This window comes from Romboutsia sp. 13368, from assembly GCF_018336475.1.
Taxonomy (GTDB): domain Bacteria; phylum Bacillota; class Clostridia; order Peptostreptococcales; family Peptostreptococcaceae; genus Romboutsia.
The window spans coordinates 443,919-462,527 of the sequence record NZ_CP048741.1 but is presented as its reverse complement, the minus strand read 5'-3'; the positions used below and the strand labels follow the sequence as shown (position 1 = coordinate 462,527).

Sequence of the window (18,609 nt, the reverse complement as noted above, 5' to 3'; positions counted from 1 at the left end):
GTATCAAAACTTTATTATTTATTATCATATAGTTTTTCCAAATTAGGTTTATATAAACTAAAATATACTTTTAAATATTTATTATAATTTAGTTTAATAGTCCTATTAAAATACATAATTTACTATTCTATATTTTGTTTAAAAATGTATCCTATGGGTATAATTTAAAAATGATATAGTTAATTTTTAGGAGGATTTATTATGAGTAATGTGTTTGAAGTAAAAAAAGATATTTACTTTGCAGGTGTTGTTGATAAAGATTTAGAAGTCTTTGATATAATAATGGAAACTGAATTCGGTACAACATACAATTCTTATATAATAAAGGATGAAAAAACTGTTTTATTTGATACAGTAAAACCAAATTTTAAAGATGAATTTTTAAATAATATATCTCAAATCACTGATGTTAAAGATATAGATTACGTAGTAATACATCATACTGAGCCTGACCATGCTGGTAGCTTAAAATATATATTAGATTTAAATCCAAACATAGAAGTATTCTGTACAAAAGCAGCTAAAATGTACTTAGATGAACAAATAAATAGACCATTTAAATGTCATGTTATAAAAGATGGTGAAGTTTTAAATATAGGTAAAAGAAATATTAAATTTATAACTGCTCCTTTCTTACACTGGGCAGATACTATGTTTACTTATGTTGAAGAAGATAAAACATTATTTACTTGCGATGCATTTGGTTGTCACTTTGCACATGTTGATGCTGATATGGTTGAAAGCGAAGATTATTTAAAATCAGCTAAACACTACTATGATTGTATAGTTAAGCCTTTTGCTAAACATGTATTAAATGCTATAAATAAAGTTGTTGAATTAGAATTAGACTTTGATACTATATTAACTTCTCACGGTCCAATGCTTACTAAGGATCCTATGGCTCAAGTAAAAAGATACTTAGATTGGTCTACTGAAGTAATGAATACTACTAACCAAAATCAAGTTGCTATATTCTATTTATCTGCATATACTAATACATTAGTTATGGCTAAAAATATAGAAAAAGGATTACTTGAAGAAGGAGCTAAGGTTACTTTATACGACTTAGAAACTATGAGCTTAAAAGAAATGCATGATGCAGTAGTTATGTCTAAAGTAATATTATTAGGATCTCCAACAATAAACAAAACTATGGTTAAGCCTATGTGGGATTTATTCTCTGTTATAGACCCTATGGCCAACGTAGGAAAAATAGGTGGAGTATTTGGTTCTTATGGTTGGAGTGGTGAAGGTATTACTATGGCTGAGAATTTAATAAAAGCTATGGCTTTCAAAATGCCAGTACCTACTATGAAAAAGAAATTCTTCCCTTCTGAAGAAACTTATCAAGAATGCGTAAACTTTGGTAAAGAATTTGCTAAATTAGTAAAATAATATATAAAAAAGGAACYATATTATAATNNCTCTTTTTAATTAAATATAAAAAATTTAATTTATATTTAACTAAACTCTTTGACTAGTAGTTTTTCTAACCTCTCGCCAAGAAAGTTCTCCCCTATTTAATGCATTAATAAAAATTTCAGCTGATGCTAAATTTGTAGCTATTGGTACATGATATACATCACATAATCTTATAAGAGCTTGTATATCTGGTTCATGTGCTTGAGCTGTATGTGGATCTCTTAAAAATATAACTAAGTCTATATCCTGAGAAACTATTAAAGAACCTATTTGTTGATCTCCACCTAATGGCCCAGATGCAAGTCTATTTATATTTAGTGAGGTTTCATCCATTATTCTCTTCCCTGTAGTCCCTGTAGCATATACTCCATATTTTTGTAATATTCTTTCATATGCTATACAAAAACCTATCATTGTATCTTTCATTTCATCGTGTGCTATTAATGCTATATTCATATTCCCCTCCAAAATTAAAAGTTTATTTTTTTCCTTCTCATTCCAACATTTAATACTAATCCTAAGTTTGCTAATGATGTAAGTAATGAACTACCTCCATAACTTATAAAAGGAAGTGTTACTCCTGTTACAGGTATTACAGCTACGGTCATACCAATATTTTGAATTATTTGATAAGTAAACATACTCATAACACCAACAATTATAAGCGTTCCATAGAAGTCTTTCGCCTCTCGTGCAAGTATTATCATTCTAAGTAAGAATAATGCGTAAAGTAATATTACAATACCCATTCCAATAGCACCTAATTCTTCACCTATAACAGCATATATAAAATCACTTTCTTGTACAGGTAAAAATCCTTCTTGATTTTGAGTTCCATTATAAAGACCTTTACCTGTTAAGCCTCCAGATCCTATAGCTATTAAAGATTGCATAACTTGATAATTACCTTTTAATGTTGGATCATCAGGATTTAAGAATGCCTCTATCCTTTGCTTTTGATGAGGCGCCATCATCATATACATTATAGGTAAAGATACTACAGCTATTATTGCAACCCTTTTTATAAGCTTAATACTAAGACCTGCTGTAAATAACATACCTAATATTATACAACAAAAAACTATAGCAGTTCCTAAGTCTGGCTGTGCAAATAATAACCCTATAAAAGGTAGCGCATAAATAACTACTGGTACTATCTCCTTTAAAGTATTTAACTTACCTTTTTTAGATTCTACTATCTTAGCATAACTCAATACAAATGTAAATTTTACAATTTCAGATGTTTGAAAATCTAAAGGACCTAAATTTAGCCAAGATCTAGCTCCTCCTCTTTCTGCACCTATCCCAGGTATTAAAACAACTACCAATAATACTAAACTGATAATATACAATCCTTTATAATACTTCCCTAAAAAATTGTAATCAAATAACAATATTCCAATTAACATTAATACTCCTAAACCAAAAGATAAGCCTTGCTTATAAAGTTGAAAATAGTTTCCAGTTTCATTTGCATGAGTAGCGCTACTTAACATCAACAACCCAAAAGAAAATATACAAAGAACTATAATTATAAGTTTCCAATCTAGTTGTTTTATTAATTTAGCCATTGCTTTTCGTTCAGCCATATTTTCACCGTCTTTCTAAAACAATAAAAAGATAAAGGGGGATTACAGTCCCCCCCTTCATTTTTACATTTTTCTCTCTTTTAAACTTCTTAGCGGTATATTTGCAACTAATGCAGATACCGGCATATCATCATTTTCTCCTCTAGCCTTAGACATTTTTATTTCTAGGCCATCTTCTTCTATCTCAGCATAATTAGCTATAACTTTAAGAATGTCTGTTTTTATCATGTCTAGAAGTTTAGGAGAACAATCTACTCTATCATGTACTAAAACCAATTTTAATCTTTCTTTTGCTACAGATTTACTAGTCTTAGATTCGTTAGAAAAAACTTTAAATAAATCTAACATAGATATATCCCCCTTTACTATTTAGCAATACCTAATATTTTCTTTATTTTAGAAAATATATTAGTTTCTTCATCTAATACTAACATAGGTATTTCATCACCTAATATTCTTCTCGATATATTTTTATATGCTTGTCCTGCTAGCGATTTACTATCAAGTATAGCAGGCTCTCCTTTATTAGTAGAAACAATTATACTTTCATCATCAGGAACTAGTCCTAATAATTTTATAGCTAATATTTCTATGATATCTTCCTTATTCATCATATCTCCACGCTTTACCATATCGTGGCGTATTCTATTTATAACTAATCTTATATCCTTTATTTCATTAGCTTCTAATAATCCTATTATTCTATCAGCATCTCTAACTGCAGATACCTCTGGATTAGTAACAACTATAGCTCTATCAGCACCTGCTATAGCATTTTTGAAACCTTGCTCGATTCCTGCTGGACAATCTATTAATATATAATCAAAAGATTCTCTAAGTTTAGCACATAATTCCTGCATTTGTTCAACTGTAACTGCATTTTTATCTCTAGTTTGAGCTGCAGGTAATAGATATAAGTTTTCAAATCTTTTATCTTTTATTAAAGCTTGTTTAAGTCTGCATGTTCCTTCAACAACATCAACTATATCATATACTATTCTGTTTTCAAGTCCCATAACTACGTCTAAGTTTCTAAGACCTATATCTGCATCTACTATAACTGTTTTTTTATTTTCTAAGCTTAGTGCAGTTCCTAAGTTAGCTGCGGTAGTAGTCTTTCCAACTCCACCTTTACCTGATGTTATAACTATAACTTCACTCATAACACTACCCCCTGTCTAATTAATACTTTATTATTTTATTGTTTTGGGTAAGTAATTTTCTACAACCATTGTTCCATTACTTACAAAAGCTATTTCTGGTCCATTTTGCTTATTATTTTCATAAGTTTCATCGTCTGGTGCTTCAGCAATATTTTTAGCTATCTGTAATACTTTAGGATTTAGATTTCCTGCTACTGCATATGCATTTTCATTTCCATTTGCTCCAGCATGAATAAATCCTAAAACAGAACCCATAACTATTACATTTCCATTTGCTACTACTCTAGCACCTGAACTTACATCCCCCATCACTACAACATTACAAGTAGAACTTACTTGAGAGCCTGATTTCATATCTGTCATTACAATTATATCTCCATCAAACTCTATGTTTTCGCCTGACCTTAGATTGTTTACATATTTAGTTTGAAAACTTGTAGATTTTTTTATATTGGCTTCTTCAATAAACTCAACATCAAATCTTGATGATATATCATCTTTTAACATCATAATCTGTATATCAGTTAAATAATCACAGTTTATAGAACAAATTTTAGCCCCATTAAAAAAACCAATAGATGCCTCTAACTTATTTATTATACTACTTTTTATTTCATCAAAAGTTGCCTTACTTTTGATGTTTACAATTATACCTTTTTTACTACCTTTAAATTCTACTAGTTCACTAGTTGTAAATTCATTCAAAGACATAACAACCTCCAGAATGATATATCATTTTTATATATTCTTTAAAAAGTCTCTAATTCCTTTTTATTTTTTCATTTGTGATACAAAGTTTATGTTTTCTTCTTTTATTATATCAGTATTTTCATCACTTTTATTATCTTTTTCAACTTTATTCTTAGCTAAATCAAAATATGATCCTAATACTTCTCTAATAAGTAACATTGCATTACTACTACTTTCCCCTTGTGGTATCATTGCAACTACTGCAATTTCCGGATCATCTGCTGGTGCAAGAGCTACAGACCAAGAAAACGACTTGTAACTTTCTTTAAAAGAATCTATTGTGTCATCAGTTATATTAGGATTTAATTCTTTTATTGCTTTTCTTAAATATGATGAATTTACTTTATCAGTATCTTCTAATTTAACATTAACACCATCTTCTAGTTCTTCTTCTAAAGACTTTCTTTCTTCTTCTTCTAAATCTTTTCTTTTTAATTCTTCTTTTATTTCATTTATTCTTTCTATAGTTAACTCTTCTTCTCTTTCTTTCTTAAGCTTTTCAGCAAGATTAACAGCTTCCTCTGTAGAAACTCCATAAGATGCCATATGACTCTTTAAGTATTCAACTTCATTGTCTGTAGGTATCTTACCACTTTTTTCTGCCGTACCAGTTTTAGCTGCTACGCTTATTGGGTAATTAGGTCCAAATATACCTTTAGCTGAACCTTCTGTACAAACTCTTTTCATACCTTCAATTAAATCTTTTAGCTTTTCTTTATCATTAAAGTCTATTTCTTCTACTTTATTTTCATCTATTTCTACAGAATCATAATCACTTGAAATAACCCTATCTACTACAGATAGTTCTAGAAGTTTTCCTCCATTACCTATAGCAGCAACATATCTTGCCATTTGAGCAGGTGTATATTGATTTTCTCCTTGGCCTATTGAAATATTAAAAGTATCAGCTGTACTCCACTTAGCAAAATTTAAATAACTAAATACAATATTATCTGCTAAGGTTTCTACTCTATCTTCTTTAACTTTCATATTAGTAAGTCTTTCCATAGCCTCAACTCTACCTACCGTTTTGGTTTCATCTGCCCAAGATACTATTTCGTCTATTCTTTTTTCATATTCATCAGGATTTTTAGATTTAGTTATATCTGTAAAATCATTTGCCATTTCCTTTGTAAGGTAGCTCCTTAATAAAGCCTTTGTCGATTTAAGTTTAGATTCCATATTAGGAACACTACCTTTTCTTTCATCTATTTCTTCATTTAAACCTGTATACTCATCAAGTCCAAACTTCTTAGCATATTCAATTATACCTTTAGCTCCAACCTTAACATCTGGATCTTTACCTCCTGTATAATTTTTACCTGAACCTATAGTATAGAAATATATATTACAAGATTCTTGTATTGCTTTATATAAATCTGTATATCCATGATTACTTCTAGATTTATGCCATATTAAGTCTGCAAATGGTCTACTTTTAGGTCCACCTAATCTAATTACTCCAGTATCTTGTATTGCATAATTAGGACTTAAACCTTGGTCTATAGCCGCCATTCCAGTTACCATTTTGAATGTAGATCCTGGTTGGAATACCCCTTGCGTAGCTAAGTTAACTTGAGGATTAGCAGCTAAAACATCATTTTTATTTTTAGGCTGTAAATCTTCGTAATCCTCATAAGAAATTCCATTAACAAATTTATTTGGATCATAATTAGGATAACTCGCCATAGATAAAACATCTCCTGTCTTAACATCTATAGCTATAACTGCACCTGATTCAGCATTTTTAGCTGGACTTGAAAAAGTTTTATCTCCATATTTACTCTTATACGTTCCTCCAACTTTAAGTGCTTGTAATACTCCTTTTAGTGCATTTTCTGTATCTTCCTGCAAATCTTTATCTATACTAAGATATACTGTATCTCCTGACTCTGGCTCTGATACATCTAACTCCTTAGTTATTCTTCCTAATGCATCAACTTGTACTCTTTTATATCCATCAATTCCACGAAGTTGTTCCTCATAGCTGTTTTCTATACCTGATATACCTACAGTATCTCCTTTAGAATAAGTTTTTCCTTCTTCTCTATTAAGGTACTCTTCTTCCTGTCCAGATGGCATTTTTCCCATATGACCTATTATATGAGATGCCAGAGTTGTATTAGGATAATACCTAACTGGTTCTACTGCTACTGATACTCCAGGTAAATTTATAGCACTTTCTTCAAGCTGAGATATAGTATTTTCACTTATATCTTTAGCTATAGTAACTGGGTTATACTGAGAATATCCTTGAGACTTTATAAGATCTCTTACTACTAATATTTTTCTTGCTTCTAAATCACTTAATTTTTTATCAATTTGATAACTTTTGCTATTTCTTATTTCATTAAAAGCCTTTTTTGCAGTTATGTTAGTATCTTTTATATTATAACTTTCTAACCAGTCTTGTTTATTTTTTTCTTCTGTAAATAACCATTTACTAACTAGAATAGGAGGATAATATGCATTTTCATTTAATTTTTTTTGCAGTTTACTTGGTTCTAAATTTCTATCATCCTCAGATAGTGTCCCTTCAGATATTAACTTATCAACTAAATAATAAAAACTTTCTTTAGCATCTAATTCCTGAGGTATTTCATTATTTTCTTTATATTCTCTTATATTTTTATCAAATGTATAGTAATACTTTCCCTTTTCTATGTATATAGGAAACTCATCTACATATTCTTCTTTATTTTTTTCTAATAAATTTATCAATCTTAAACATATATCATTTGCCATAGAGTTTCCATTTGAGTCTGTTTTTTTTATTCCATCACCAGATACTTGAACCGTAAATAAGTTTTTATTTCCTGCAAGTAATCTTCCATATCTATCTCTAATTTCACCTCTAGGTGCTTTAATTACAAGCTCCTTATATGTTTTATTTTCAGCTAATTCAGTATAATGCTCGTACTTAAAGGTTGTTATATATAATATTTTTGCAAATATAAAAACAAATGCTATAATTATAAGATTTCTTATTATAGATAATCTATCTACTTTTTTCTTATCTTCCATTAAATCACCAACTAATCTTCTTTAAGTTTCAATATGGATGCTTTAAATATGTTATATAATAATATACTTAAGGTTGAATTAATCAAAGGTAGTATTAATATACCTCTCATAAGTAATTTTAATATACCATAAGTATTATAAACAGCCATTACAGTAACCATATTTACTACAGAGTTAAATAAACTTGTAATAAAAACTAATGCAAAGATAGTAATGTTGCTTTCTTTGTATATTTCATTTTTTAACAAGCTTATTCCGTATCCTACTGTAAATAAAATTAATGCATTAACACCAAATATTCCACCTACAGCTATATCTTTTACAATGCCTATTATAGCACCTATTATACTCGCCTCTGTTTTATCCAAGTAAAGTGATATTATAGTAATGTAAATTATAATTAAATTAAAACTTACATCAAATATGTCTATATAATTAGTAATACTCATTTCAACTATTACTAGTAAAATTCCTAAAAGACAAAGTAAAACCTTTTTCATAATTAAAATCACCTTTACCCTATATTCCTTGGTTCAATAACAACTACATCATCTATATTTTTAAAGTTTACATACGGTTTAACTACCACAAACTTCATAGATTTATTTTTGTCATCTATAACTTTATCAACTTCTCCTATAGGTATATCTTTAGGATACAGACCTAATCCAGATGTTGTTAATACATCTCCAGGCAATACATTATATGAACTATCAAACATATACCCATATAAATATCCTTTATTTTTATAATTTTCCTTATCTTCAAGTGTAGAGTTTTGTGTTATAACTCCCTTAAGTTTGGAATTTTTTAATAATTTAAAGCTTACAGATGATTTTGTATCTAACAATGATATAGCCTTACTATAGTTTTCTGATACCTCATATACTACACCTATTAAACCATTTCCATTAATAACTATACTGTCTTCTTTTACCCCTTGATTTTTACCTGCACCTATGACAAGTGACTCATACCAATTACCATCACTTTTTCCAACAACACTTGTCGAAATAGCTTTAGCTTGGTATTTTTCATCTATATAATTTAAAGATTTTTTTAAACTTTCAAGAGATTGAACTTCATCTAATTGACTATTTAAAGCAATTATCTCTTCTTTTAGTTTCTGATTTTCCTCTTGTAAGCTATTAACCTTTTTAGAATTATCTTTATAATTTATTATGTCTTTAAAACTATCTTTTAAGAACATAAATCCACTATTTAAATTTTTACCTATAGGCTCTATTATATCCAAAACAACTTGTCCCCCTATAGGGTTACTACCTGAATATTTTCCTATAGATATTCCCACAATTCCAATTAAAGTGATAGCAACTACACTTGTTGCTACCACTTTAAAATTAATCTTTTTTTCTTTTTTATTCTTATCGAATCTCAAAGATATCACCAACTTTTAATTACTTTCTAGCATTCATCATTAATACTTTTTCAAATATTTCTTGATCTTCAACTGATTTACCAGTTCCTAATGCAACACAATCTAGCGGATTTTCAGCTATTTGAACTGGCATTCCTGTTTCTTGCTTAACTAGCTTATCTAATCCTCTAAGTAATGCTCCTCCTCCAGTTAACATTATTCCATTTTCCATTATATCTGATGCTAATTCTGGTGGTGTCTTTTCTAAAGTTGATTTTATTGCATCTACAATAGAATTTATAGGTTCTCTTAAAGCATCTCTTACTTCTGTTGAACTTATTTCTATAGTCTTAGGTAATCCTGATATTAAATCTCTACCTCTTATTTGCATATTATGTTCTTGATCATCTTTAAATGCAGATCCTATGCTTATCTTTACATCTTCTGCTGTTCTTTCACCTATAGCTAAGCTATATTCTTTTTTAACATAGCTAACTATTGATTCATCAAATTCATCTCCACCGATTCTTATTGATTTAGCTGTAACTATACCACCTAAAGATATTATAGCTATTTCAGTAGTACCTCCACCGATATCTACAACCATATTTCCTTCTGGCTCTTCTACTCTAAGTCCTGCACCTATAGCTGCTGCCATCGGCTCTTCTATAAGGTATGCATCTCTTGCTCCAGCTGTTCTTGCAGCTTCTTCTATAGCTCTTTTTTCTACTTCTGTTACTCCATAAGGAACACATATAGCTATTCTTGGTGTTACAACACCTTTTTTAGCTGCTGCTTTTTGTATAAAGTATCTAAGCATAGATTCTGTAACATCAAAATCAGCTATAACTCCATCTTTCATAGGTCTTATAGCTACTATATTACCAGGTGTTCTACCTATCATTCTCTTTGCTTCCTCACCAACTGCTAAAACTTCTTTGCTATCGTCTCTTATTGCAACAACAGATGGCTCTCTTACTACTATTCCTTGTCCCTTTATGTAAACTAAAGTATTAGCTGTTCCTAAATCTATCCCCATGTCCTTTGTCATTTTTTTTAATCCAAACATAGACATTAATCCCTTTTTCTCTTTTTTTTCTTTTTTCTCTTTACTCATAATTATGCTCCTTCCTATTTCGCAAGTCAAATTATCATATTTTCTTTAAAACTAAAGTATACTCCATCACCAATTATTATATGGTCTATAACCTCTATTCCTATTATCTCTCCACAATTAATAAGCCTGTTAGTTATATTTTTATCCTCTATAGAAGGTTCTATAGTCCCAGATGGATGATTGTGTATTAATATAATTTTATTTGCACTTCTCTTTATCGCTTCTATAAAAACTTCTCTTGGATGTACTAATGATGAATTTAATGTTCCAACAGACACATCCACATCAGTTATTATTTCATTTTTTGTATTTAAAAGAACTACCTTAAAAATTTCCTTTTTTAGGTATCTTAAATTATCCATATAATACTTATATATATCCCAAGGATTTTTAACCTTATATTTAATAGGTTTAAAACTTGCAACTCTTCTACCTAACTCCAACGAAGCCTTAATCATAGTTGCTTTTGTTTGTCCTACACCATCTATTTCACATAACTCTTCAATAGTTATATCTTGTAGGTACCTTATTCCTTGAGAATCTTTATTTATAATGTAATTTGCTAACTCAATTACATTTTTTTGCTTAGTTCCGGTTCTAAGAATAATAGCTAATAACTCTGCATTAGATAAACTCTTTTCTCCTTGTAAAAGCATTTTTTCTCTAGGTCTTTCTTCTAATGCCATACTCTTTACTGTCATATTTGCATTAAAAGTTTTATTCAGATAAATCGCCCTCCGCAAAAAGATTTATATTAAAGTGTTTTTTTAGTAAATCACTAAGTTTAGATATAGGTAATCCTACTATATTAAAATAGTCACCTTGAATTTCCTCTACTAATAGAGCTCCATATCCTTGTATTCCATAAGCTCCTGCTTTATCCAAAGATTCTTTAGTTTTTATATAATCATTTATATCATCTTCAGATAAATTTTTAAATTTAACATTACTAATAACATAATCTATTATCTTTTTATTGTTTTCTAAATTTATTAGGCTGATCCCAGTTATAACTTGATGTGTTTTACCTGATAAGTTTGTTATCATAGCTCTAGCTTCTTCTTCATCCTTAGGTTTGCCTAATACAGTATTATCTAGTACAACAATAGTATCTGCACTTATAACTAAATCACTTTTTCGTTTTGATGCTATATCTGTACCCTTTTCAAATGCAAGCCTCATTACCATCTGACAAGGAGACTCACCTTCTAATACTAATTCATCTATAGAACTTGATATTATATCAAATTTGACATTAGTATTTTCTAGAATTTCTCTTCTTCTAGGAGAGGCTGATGCCAATATTATATTCATTCATTCACCTCTTTACAGTACTTAGAATTTGTACTTATTAAGTCTATCATTATATTGTAAAAATTTCAACACAAATGTCGAACGTTTTATATATAGTATATATCTAATTTCCAATAAAAGTTAGTTACATTTTAGTAATATTTTTTATATTATAAACAATAAAATAAAGGTATGAAAATTCATACCTTTATTCTATCCATATTATATAGTTTTAATAGCTTTTTTAGGACATTTTTGCATGCATAGATGACATCCAACACATTTAGATTCATCAACAATATGCTTTTCTTTTAGCTCTCCTTCTATTGCATCGAATTTACATTGTTTTTTACAAATTGTACATCCAACACAAAGTCCTTGTTCTATACTAACCTTTTGTTTTTTACTAAAATCGCCTTTTATTACTTTAGTAGGGCACTTTCTTACACATGCCATACATTCAACACATTTATCATAGTTTATCTTAGCTATTTTATTTTCAAATTCAATAGCTCCAAACGGACAAGCCTTTTGGCATAAACCACATCCTATACATCCCACACTACATTTCTCTTTTACTATTTTTCCGAAATCTTTACTACTACACTCAACCACTACCTCTTTACTAGCTGGTTTTTTGCCTATTATAGATTTTGGACAAACTTCTATGCACTTCCCACACATTACACATTTATCTTCATCTATTATAGCTACTCCATCAACTATAGAAATAGCATCAAACTTACAGTAATCTCTACAGGTTCCAAGACCTAGACATCCAAACTTACAATCTTTTGGTCCTGAATTTAGCATACTAGCAGATCTACAATCTTGTATTCCTTCATATGTGTATTTATCTTTTGCACTTTGGCAATTTCCTTTACATAGCACCTTTGCTACTTGTTTTTCTCCAGCTTCAGAAGATATTCCCATTATATCACCTATTTTAGATGCACAGTCAGATCCACCTACTGGACAACCATTCACAGATGCTTTACCTTCTACTATAGCACTTGCAAGACCTCCACAACCTGGAAATCCACATCCTCCACAGTTAGCACCTGGAAGAACTTCTAAAATAGACTCTACTCTTTCATCTACATCAACTGCAAATTTTTTAGAAGCATATGCTAAAATTGCTCCAAATATTAGCCCTAATCCCCCTAAGACTAAAATAGAATTTAGTATCGACACTACATACACCCCCATTTATAGATTTATAAGACCAGAAAATCCTAAGAACGCTATTGCCATTAAACTTGCTGCTATCATAGTTGATGGAAATCCTTTGAAACTCTCTTGTATATCTGCTAATTCTAATCTCTCTCTTATTCCAGCAAATAAAACTATAGCTAAAGTAAATCCTATTCCTGCTCCAAATCCATTTACTATTGTTTCTACTAAATTAAAATTATTTTGAACATTAACAAGCGCTATCCCTAAAACTGCACAGTTTGTAGTTATAAGAGGTAAAAATACACCTAATGCTTGATATAACGATGGGCTCATTTTTTGTATAACCATCTCAACAAATTGAACTATAGATGCTATGACTAGTATAAATGCTATGGTTTGTAAAAATTGATTATTAGTTATTTCTAATAGTTTTTGAACAAAATATGTTATAAAAGAAGCTAAAGTTAAAACAAATGTAACTGCAGCTCCCATTCCTACAGCTGTATCAACTTTTTTAGATACTCCTAAGAAAGGACATATTCCCATAAACTGAGAAGTTATAACATTATTTACAAGTACTATATTTAAAAATAAAAGTATTAAATTCATTAGTTCTTCCCCCTATGCCTTTTTATTTTTTAATTTATTAAATCCTGCAAGTAAAAATCCTAATGATAAAAATGCTCCAGGAGGTAATATGAATAATAGAGCTGGTTGATAAGATGCTCCAAATAAACTTAACCCAAATAAAGTTCCATTACCTAGTATTTCTCTTACTATTCCTAGAGATGTTAATGCTAATGTAAATCCAAGACCCATACCTATTCCATCTACTGCTGATTTTATAGGTGTATTTTTAGATGCAAAGCTCTCTGCACGAGCTAATATTAAGCAGTTAACAACTATTAAAGGTATAAATAACCCAAGTGCAGCATCTAATGCTGGTATATATGCCTTAAGTAACATACCCACCATAGTAACAAAAGTTGCTAATACAACTTGTTTCATTATATATGATGTATCTTGATTACTTCTAACATTAGAAGAAGATGATACTATCAATTTACTTTCCATTATTATTCCCCCTAAATGAACCTATTTGTTAGTAGATTGCTTTTTTTTATTTGCTATTATTTCTCGCTTAGCATTTCTTATTGACTGAAGTAATGGTCTTCTTGCTGGACATATAAAAGAACAAGAACCACATTCAATACAATCTAATGCTCTATACCCTTCAGCACTATCATAGTCATTTCTTAATGAATGTGCACTTATGTATAAAGGCTGTAAAAATGCAGGACAGACATCTAAGCACTTTCCACATCTTAAACAATTTTGTGGTTTTGGAGTTTTTGACTCATTCTCATCTAAACATAATATTCCCGATGCACCCTTATTTGTAGGTATATCTATAGTATACTGAGCTATTCCCATCATTGGTCCACCCATTATAATTTTGCCAACTTTTTTATTTACTTTAAATCCACCACATTGATCTATTATTTCAGATACTAATGTTCCTACTCTAGTTACTAAGTTCTTTGGCTCAGATATACAACTACCAGTTACTGTAGTTATTCTATCAACTAAAGGCATACCAGTTTTTATAGTTTTGGCTATTTGTGCTGCTGTAGCTACATTGTTCACAACTACTCCTGCATCCATTGGAAGTCCTCCTGATGGAACCTCTCTTTTTGTACATGCATATATAAGTTGCTTCTCAGCACCTTGAGGATATTTTATTTCTAGTCTTGCAACTTCTATATTTTYATATTTCTTAACTTCTTTCTCTACTGCTTCTATAGCATCTAGTTTATTAACTTCTATTCCTATATAACCTTTTTTTACATCTAAGGCTTTCATAAGTATATGCAATCCATAAACTACATCTTCTGGATTTTCTAACATTAATCTATGGTCTGCTGTTAAGTATGGCTCACACTCTGCTCCATTTAATATAACTGTGTCTATATTTTTACCTGGAGGAGGAGATATTTTTACATGTGTTGGAAATGTTGCTCCACCCATACCAACAATTCCAGCTTCTTGAATAATACTCACTATTTCTTCTTTTGTTAAAGATTCTATATCACTAACCGGTTTAACGTTTTCATGAACTTCATCTTTAAAATCATTTTCAATTACTATACACATCCCTCGTCCACCAGGTAATTCATGTTCTTTTATTTCTATAACTTTACCTGATATAGATGAATGAACGTTACAAGATACAAAACCTTGTTGCTCCCCTATCTTTTGTCCTAATTTAACTTCTTCACCAACTTTAACTATTGCTTTAGCAGGTGCCCCTATATGTTGTTGAAGAGGTATATATACCCTTTTAGGACTTTTTGCTTTTTCTATAGCCTTTTTTTCTGAGTACTCTTTATTATACGGAGGATGTATTCCTCCTTTAAAACTTAAGAGTTTCATTTTTCTACCCCCTTTTTATAAAATAAAAAATTATTCTACTCTATTTTATTATACTACAATCTTATCCAAAATTTAACAGTGTTATTTTTTTCTCAAATATTTTCCATTTTTCTCATAAAAATAAAAGGTTGCAAAGCAACCTTTTATTGAATAGAATTTATAAAACTTAAATATCCCTGCAAAGTATTTAAATATATCCCTTGACTTATATTATAACTTTGCTCATTTGCAGATTTAGATGCAACTTCTATATTTTTATCTATATTATTTACATAAGCAATTAAATTTTCCTTAAATACATTAGCTTCCTCATAATCTATCTGTTTAGCTTCTTCTTCAATATCTTTTACTATAGTTTTTCTGCTACTTAATATGTTATTATACATTTCCATATTAAAATTATCTGTACTATCTTCCCAAACCTTAGACTCTTCTTCAAAATTCTCTATAAGTTTATTTAACTGTGTTGATATAGTTTCTAAATACGTGTACTTACTAGTATACTCTAATGATAAGGCAGGTATTTTTACTTCTGCTAAAAATGCATCTGGATATAATGTTCTCATATTCTCTAAATAACTTCTTACACTTTCCTTATCAAATGATGTATAAGTTTGAACCTTGTTCAATCCATCTATTTCTATAGTAGAAAAAGGTATACTTTCCTTTGTTAATTCTTCTTCTACTTTACTTATTTCATTTTTATCTTCTACAGATGCAACTTGTACAGTATATATATTCCACCCCTTTATAGTTGCAACATTTACATCAGTATTTTCTTCGCTTTCAACTTTATCAACATCTTTAGAAACATCCTCATAATCAAATACTTCTAAGTTATTTTTTTCATCTTGAGATTTATCTGAATTAATAAATGGTATTTTAAATTCAATAGCTGTAATTTTATTTTTTATATTATTAAATATCTTACTATCTTTCAATTGTGTATAACCATATCCACATATTATAAATATAGTTGTACCAATAATATACATTTTTAGCATCTTATTTTTTCTTCTTTTATTAAATCCTCTGTATATTGTTTTTCTTTTATTCATTAGTTTATCCCCCTTAAAAATCTTCTTACAAATATATATTTTACTTGTCTAATATTTATGAATATAAATTTAAGATGGATTATATTTTTATTTTTGCTACTATAGGATAATGATCTGACATATCTTTTATAAGCACATCGTAGTCTATAATTTCTATACCTGATGATACAAATATATAATCGATTCTATCTAATCCAGTTGGAAAAGTTAGTATATTAGACATCTGCAATTCTTTAGCAACATCTTTTAATATATCTTCATCCATATCTATTCCACCTTGATTAAAATCACCTACAACTATATAATGTTCATCACCTAATTCTTTTATAAAATCTATTAACTCTCCCATTTGTATATCCCGCTCTTCTTCATCTAATCCTAAATGAATATTTATAACATTTAAATTTTGGTAACCCACCTTAACTACAGTATGTAGCATTCCTCTTTGTTCACGAAAACTACTTAAATATATATGTTCTTCTTTTTTTATAGGGTATTTAGAATATGTAGCAAGTCCATAATTAAAACCTAAATCTACCACATTAGCTCCAAAATGAGAATTCATTTTTAATTCTTCTTTAAAACTACTTACTTGAAATCCTGCTCTAACAGATTCATTAACTTCTTGTAGACAAACTATATCTGCATCAGATTCTTTCAAAAAATCAATTGTATCAAATAATGTTGGAAACATATTTTTATTTAATCCACTATGTATATTATAACTTATAATATTTATTTCCTTTCTAGGAGGAAATAGCTTTATTTCTATAATTAAAGATATAATCATTGTGATTACTATTAAAAGTACTATGACAATCTTTTCTTTTTTTATAGCATATCAACTCCTTTTATCTTCTCCATTATATTATATGCTAATAAAAAAAATTAAAGACATCTATATACTTATATAGATGCCCCTTAATTTTTTAATTTTATTTTTTCTTTGTAAGTTTCTCTCTCATAATATAATTTATAACTTTTTGTCTTATATCTTCAGCACTTTCATCTTCCTCAACAGTTATGTCTAATAATCTTGCTATAGATTTCATATCATTTCTAGTTTTAGATTTATAGCTCTCTATTAACTCTCTCTTTATTCTTTCTGGTTCTAAAATATATTCTTCGTTCCCCCTGCTATAATATATATATTTTTCAGAATATATTTTTCTATTAGAATATATATAATTGCATATTACCTTTAAAATCTGATTATATGAGTTTTTTGCATTAAAATTAATACCTAAGTACTTAGCAAATTTAATTAATTCATTTTTAGACTTAAATAACTCTTCTGACTTTATAACTTTAGCAATTGATGTTATATTTCCTTGGCTCGAACCTCGTTTTAATATTTTAGAATATATTTTATTTATACTTATATCTTCCGAATAATTTTTTATATTCTCATTTATAATCTTATCTACATTTCCTTCAAAATATTTTCTAACACCCTTTTGGGATGAATAATTACTAATTTCTTTTTGTGCCATTTCCAATATCATTTCTTTTAAATTTTCTTTATATATTCTCTCTTCCAAAATCCTCCCCCCTTGATTATTTATATTATATTCAATATATTTTTAAATGTGATTTTAATACTTGAACAATTTTAAAATATAAATAATTCATTAAAAATTTTATATAGTATGTATATTTACATTTTTCTTGGACATAATATTAATGTAAAATCAAACATACTCAATCTCCCCCATTAGACTTCTATTTTCCCCCAATAGAAGTCTWTTTATATAAAATAAAAAGACATCCTTAATTTTTGGATGTCTTTTTACTAATATTCTATTATATCTTTTAATTCAAATCCTAATTCTTCTACAACCTCATTTAATTTATTTAAATCTACATTACTATTCATATCTACTATTGCAAATTTATCCTCTAGGCTTATTTCTATAACTTCTATTCCATCTATATCCTCTGAAAGTGCTGTATTTAAATGGTTTACACAATGATTACAGCTCATTCCGTCTATTATTAATTTTTTTCTCATAAAAATATCCCCCTCTTTTATGTATAAATATTATATGTATATATCTTTCCATTTTTTATTTATACTAATTTATACTATAAGATTAGTTAAATTATATCATTTAGTCAACTATTTTAAAGTAAAAGCACACAATAATATTGTGCGCTTTTATTTATTATTTATCTATATTTAAATTAGTAATGCGTTCATATATAT

General features: G+C 28.7%; 19 protein-coding genes and 1 pseudogene. 1 reads left to right on the top strand and 19 read right to left on the bottom strand.

The genetic code is table 11. The annotated features are described in order from the left end of the window. Positions 1 to 201 precede the first annotated feature (201 nt). Positions 202 to 1,395 carry an FprA family A-type flavoprotein gene (locus G3997_RS01925; RefSeq protein WP_296647231.1) on the top strand — a complete coding sequence of 398 codons (1,194 nt, stop codon included), beginning with the start codon at positions 202 to 204 and terminating at the stop codon, positions 1,393 to 1,395. Positions 1,396 to 1,464: 69 nt separating this feature from the next. Here G3997_RS01925 and mgsA read toward each other — a convergent pair whose 3' ends face one another. The 19 genes and pseudogenes from mgsA to G3997_RS01830 all read right to left on the bottom strand — a co-directional run bounded on the left by mgsA (position 1,465) and on the right by G3997_RS01830 (position 18,414). Continuing rightward, on the bottom strand, positions 1,465 to 1,878 hold the full coding sequence (gene mgsA, locus G3997_RS01920) for a methylglyoxal synthase (RefSeq protein ID WP_296647230.1): 414 nt from the start codon (positions 1,876 to 1,878) through the stop codon (positions 1,465 to 1,467). 14 nt (positions 1,879 to 1,892) lie between these two features. Further along, the gene (gene rodA, locus G3997_RS01915) at positions 1,893 to 3,011 is read right to left on the bottom strand and encodes a rod shape-determining protein RodA (RefSeq protein ID WP_296647228.1); all 1,119 of its coding nucleotides are present in this window, start codon (positions 3,009 to 3,011) and stop codon (positions 1,893 to 1,895) included. Positions 3,012 to 3,074: 63 nt separating this feature from the next. Beyond that, a complete protein-coding gene (gene minE, locus G3997_RS01910; protein WP_296647225.1) occupies positions 3,075 to 3,359 on the bottom strand; it encodes a cell division topological specificity factor MinE in 285 nt (94 codons plus the stop codon). A gap of 17 nt (positions 3,360 to 3,376) precedes the next feature. After that, a complete protein-coding gene (minD, locus tag G3997_RS01905) occupies positions 3,377 to 4,174 on the bottom strand; it encodes a septum site-determining protein MinD (protein ID WP_296647221.1) in 798 nt (265 codons plus the stop codon). Between the two features lie 30 nt (positions 4,175 to 4,204). Further along, a complete protein-coding gene (locus G3997_RS01900) occupies positions 4,205 to 4,885 on the bottom strand; it encodes a septum site-determining protein MinC (protein WP_296647219.1) in 681 nt (226 codons plus the stop codon). 60 nt (positions 4,886 to 4,945) lie between these two features. Further along, the gene (locus G3997_RS01895; protein ID WP_296647214.1) at positions 4,946 to 7,948 is read right to left on the bottom strand and encodes a penicillin-binding transpeptidase domain-containing protein; all 3,003 of its coding nucleotides are present in this window, start codon (positions 7,946 to 7,948) and stop codon (positions 4,946 to 4,948) included. Positions 7,949 to 7,959: 11 nt separating this feature from the next. Beyond that, positions 7,960 to 8,448, bottom strand: a complete 489-nt coding sequence (gene mreD / locus G3997_RS01890; protein ID WP_296647210.1) for a rod shape-determining protein MreD — start codon at positions 8,446 to 8,448, stop codon at positions 7,960 to 7,962. Between the two features lie 14 nt (positions 8,449 to 8,462). After that, positions 8,463 to 9,356, bottom strand: a complete 894-nt coding sequence (mreC, locus tag G3997_RS01885) for a rod shape-determining protein MreC (RefSeq protein WP_296649259.1) — start codon at positions 9,354 to 9,356, stop codon at positions 8,463 to 8,465. Between the two features lie 10 nt (positions 9,357 to 9,366). Next, positions 9,367 to 10,443, bottom strand: a complete 1,077-nt coding sequence (locus G3997_RS01880) for a rod shape-determining protein (protein ID WP_334299836.1) — start codon at positions 10,441 to 10,443, stop codon at positions 9,367 to 9,369. Positions 10,444 to 10,469: 26 nt separating this feature from the next. Then, entirely contained in the window at positions 10,470 to 11,129 is a 660-nt protein-coding gene (gene radC, locus G3997_RS01875; RefSeq protein WP_296647206.1) for a RadC family protein, read from the bottom strand. A gap of 31 nt (positions 11,130 to 11,160) precedes the next feature. Next, complete coding sequence (locus G3997_RS01870) at positions 11,161 to 11,757, bottom strand: Maf family protein (protein WP_296647203.1); 597 nt, start codon at positions 11,755 to 11,757, stop codon at positions 11,161 to 11,163. A 201-nt stretch (positions 11,758 to 11,958) separates the two neighbouring features. Next, entirely contained in the window at positions 11,959 to 12,945 is a 987-nt protein-coding gene (locus tag G3997_RS01865) for an RnfABCDGE type electron transport complex subunit B (RefSeq protein WP_442971204.1), read from the bottom strand. Then, positions 12,946 to 13,521 (bottom strand): electron transport complex subunit RsxA, encoded by a 576-nt coding sequence (gene rsxA, locus G3997_RS01860; RefSeq protein ID WP_296647194.1) that lies wholly within the window; start codon positions 13,519 to 13,521, stop codon positions 12,946 to 12,948. Positions 13,522 to 13,533: 12 nt separating this feature from the next. After that, positions 13,534 to 13,911: pseudogene (locus G3997_RS01855) on the bottom strand (Rnf-Nqr domain containing protein); the annotation flags it as partial. 96 nt (positions 13,912 to 14,007) lie between these two features. Beyond that, a complete protein-coding gene (gene rsxC, locus G3997_RS01850) occupies positions 14,008 to 15,345 on the bottom strand; it encodes an electron transport complex subunit RsxC (protein WP_296647187.1) in 1,338 nt (445 codons plus the stop codon). Positions 15,346 to 15,488: 143 nt separating this feature from the next. Next, positions 15,489 to 16,403 carry a hypothetical protein gene (locus tag G3997_RS01845; RefSeq protein WP_296647181.1) on the bottom strand — a complete coding sequence of 305 codons (915 nt, stop codon included), beginning with the start codon at positions 16,401 to 16,403 and terminating at the stop codon, positions 15,489 to 15,491. A 79-nt stretch (positions 16,404 to 16,482) separates the two neighbouring features. Then, a complete protein-coding gene (locus G3997_RS01840) occupies positions 16,483 to 17,193 on the bottom strand; it encodes an endonuclease/exonuclease/phosphatase family protein (protein WP_296647179.1) in 711 nt (236 codons plus the stop codon). A gap of 145 nt (positions 17,194 to 17,338) precedes the next feature. Next, positions 17,339 to 17,944, bottom strand: coding sequence for a hypothetical protein (locus G3997_RS01835; protein ID WP_296647173.1), 606 nt, complete (start codon positions 17,942 to 17,944; stop codon positions 17,339 to 17,341). A 251-nt stretch (positions 17,945 to 18,195) separates the two neighbouring features. Next, positions 18,196 to 18,414 (bottom strand): heavy-metal-associated domain-containing protein, encoded by a 219-nt coding sequence (locus G3997_RS01830; RefSeq protein ID WP_296647170.1) that lies wholly within the window; start codon positions 18,412 to 18,414, stop codon positions 18,196 to 18,198. Positions 18,415 to 18,609 lie beyond the last annotated feature (195 nt).

Bases quoted from the DNA above. Each gene is read 5' to 3' on its own strand.
- G3997_RS01925 (WP_296647231.1), top strand. From the start codon at position 202: ATGAGTAATGTGTTTGAAGTAAAAAAAGATATTTACTTTGCAGGTGTT.
- mgsA (WP_296647230.1), bottom strand. From the start codon at position 1,878: ATGAATATAGCATTAATAGCACACGATGAAATGAAAGATACAATGATA.
- rodA (WP_296647228.1), bottom strand. From the start codon at position 3,011: ATGGCTGAACGAAAAGCAATGGCTAAATTAATAAAACAACTAGATTGG.
- minE (WP_296647225.1), bottom strand. From the start codon at position 3,359: ATGTTAGATTTATTTAAAGTTTTTTCTAACGAATCTAAGACTAGTAAA.
- minD (WP_296647221.1), bottom strand. From the start codon at position 4,174: ATGAGTGAAGTTATAGTTATAACATCAGGTAAAGGTGGAGTTGGAAAG.
- G3997_RS01900 (WP_296647219.1), bottom strand. From the start codon at position 4,885: ATGTCTTTGAATGAATTTACAACTAGTGAACTAGTAGAATTTAAAGGT.
- G3997_RS01895 (WP_296647214.1), bottom strand. From the start codon at position 7,948: ATGGAAGATAAGAAAAAAGTAGATAGATTATCTATAATAAGAAATCTT.
- mreD (WP_296647210.1), bottom strand. From the start codon at position 8,448: ATGAAAAAGGTTTTACTTTGTCTTTTAGGAATTTTACTAGTAATAGTT.
- G3997_RS01880 (WP_334299836.1), bottom strand. From the start codon at position 10,443: ATGAGTAAAGAGAAAAAAGAAAAAAAAGAGAAAAAGGGATTAATGTCT.
- radC (WP_296647206.1), bottom strand. From the start codon at position 11,129: ATGGCATTAGAAGAAAGACCTAGAGAAAAAATGCTTTTACAAGGAGAA.
- G3997_RS01870 (WP_296647203.1), bottom strand. From the start codon at position 11,757: ATGAATATAATATTGGCATCAGCCTCTCCTAGAAGAAGAGAAATTCTA.
- G3997_RS01865 (WP_442971204.1), bottom strand. From the start codon at position 12,945: ATGGGGGTGTATGTAGTGTCGATACTAAATTCTATTTTAGTCTTAGGG.
- rsxA (WP_296647194.1), bottom strand. From the start codon at position 13,521: ATGAATTTAATACTTTTATTTTTAAATATAGTACTTGTAAATAATGTT.
- G3997_RS01845 (WP_296647181.1), bottom strand. From the start codon at position 16,403: ATGAATAAAAGAAAAACAATATACAGAGGATTTAATAAAAGAAGAAAA.
- G3997_RS01840 (WP_296647179.1), bottom strand. From the start codon at position 17,193: ATGATTATATCTTTAATTATAGAAATAAAGCTATTTCCTCCTAGAAAG.
- G3997_RS01830 (WP_296647170.1), bottom strand. From the start codon at position 18,414: ATGAGAAAAAAATTAATAATAGACGGAATGAGCTGTAATCATTGTGTA.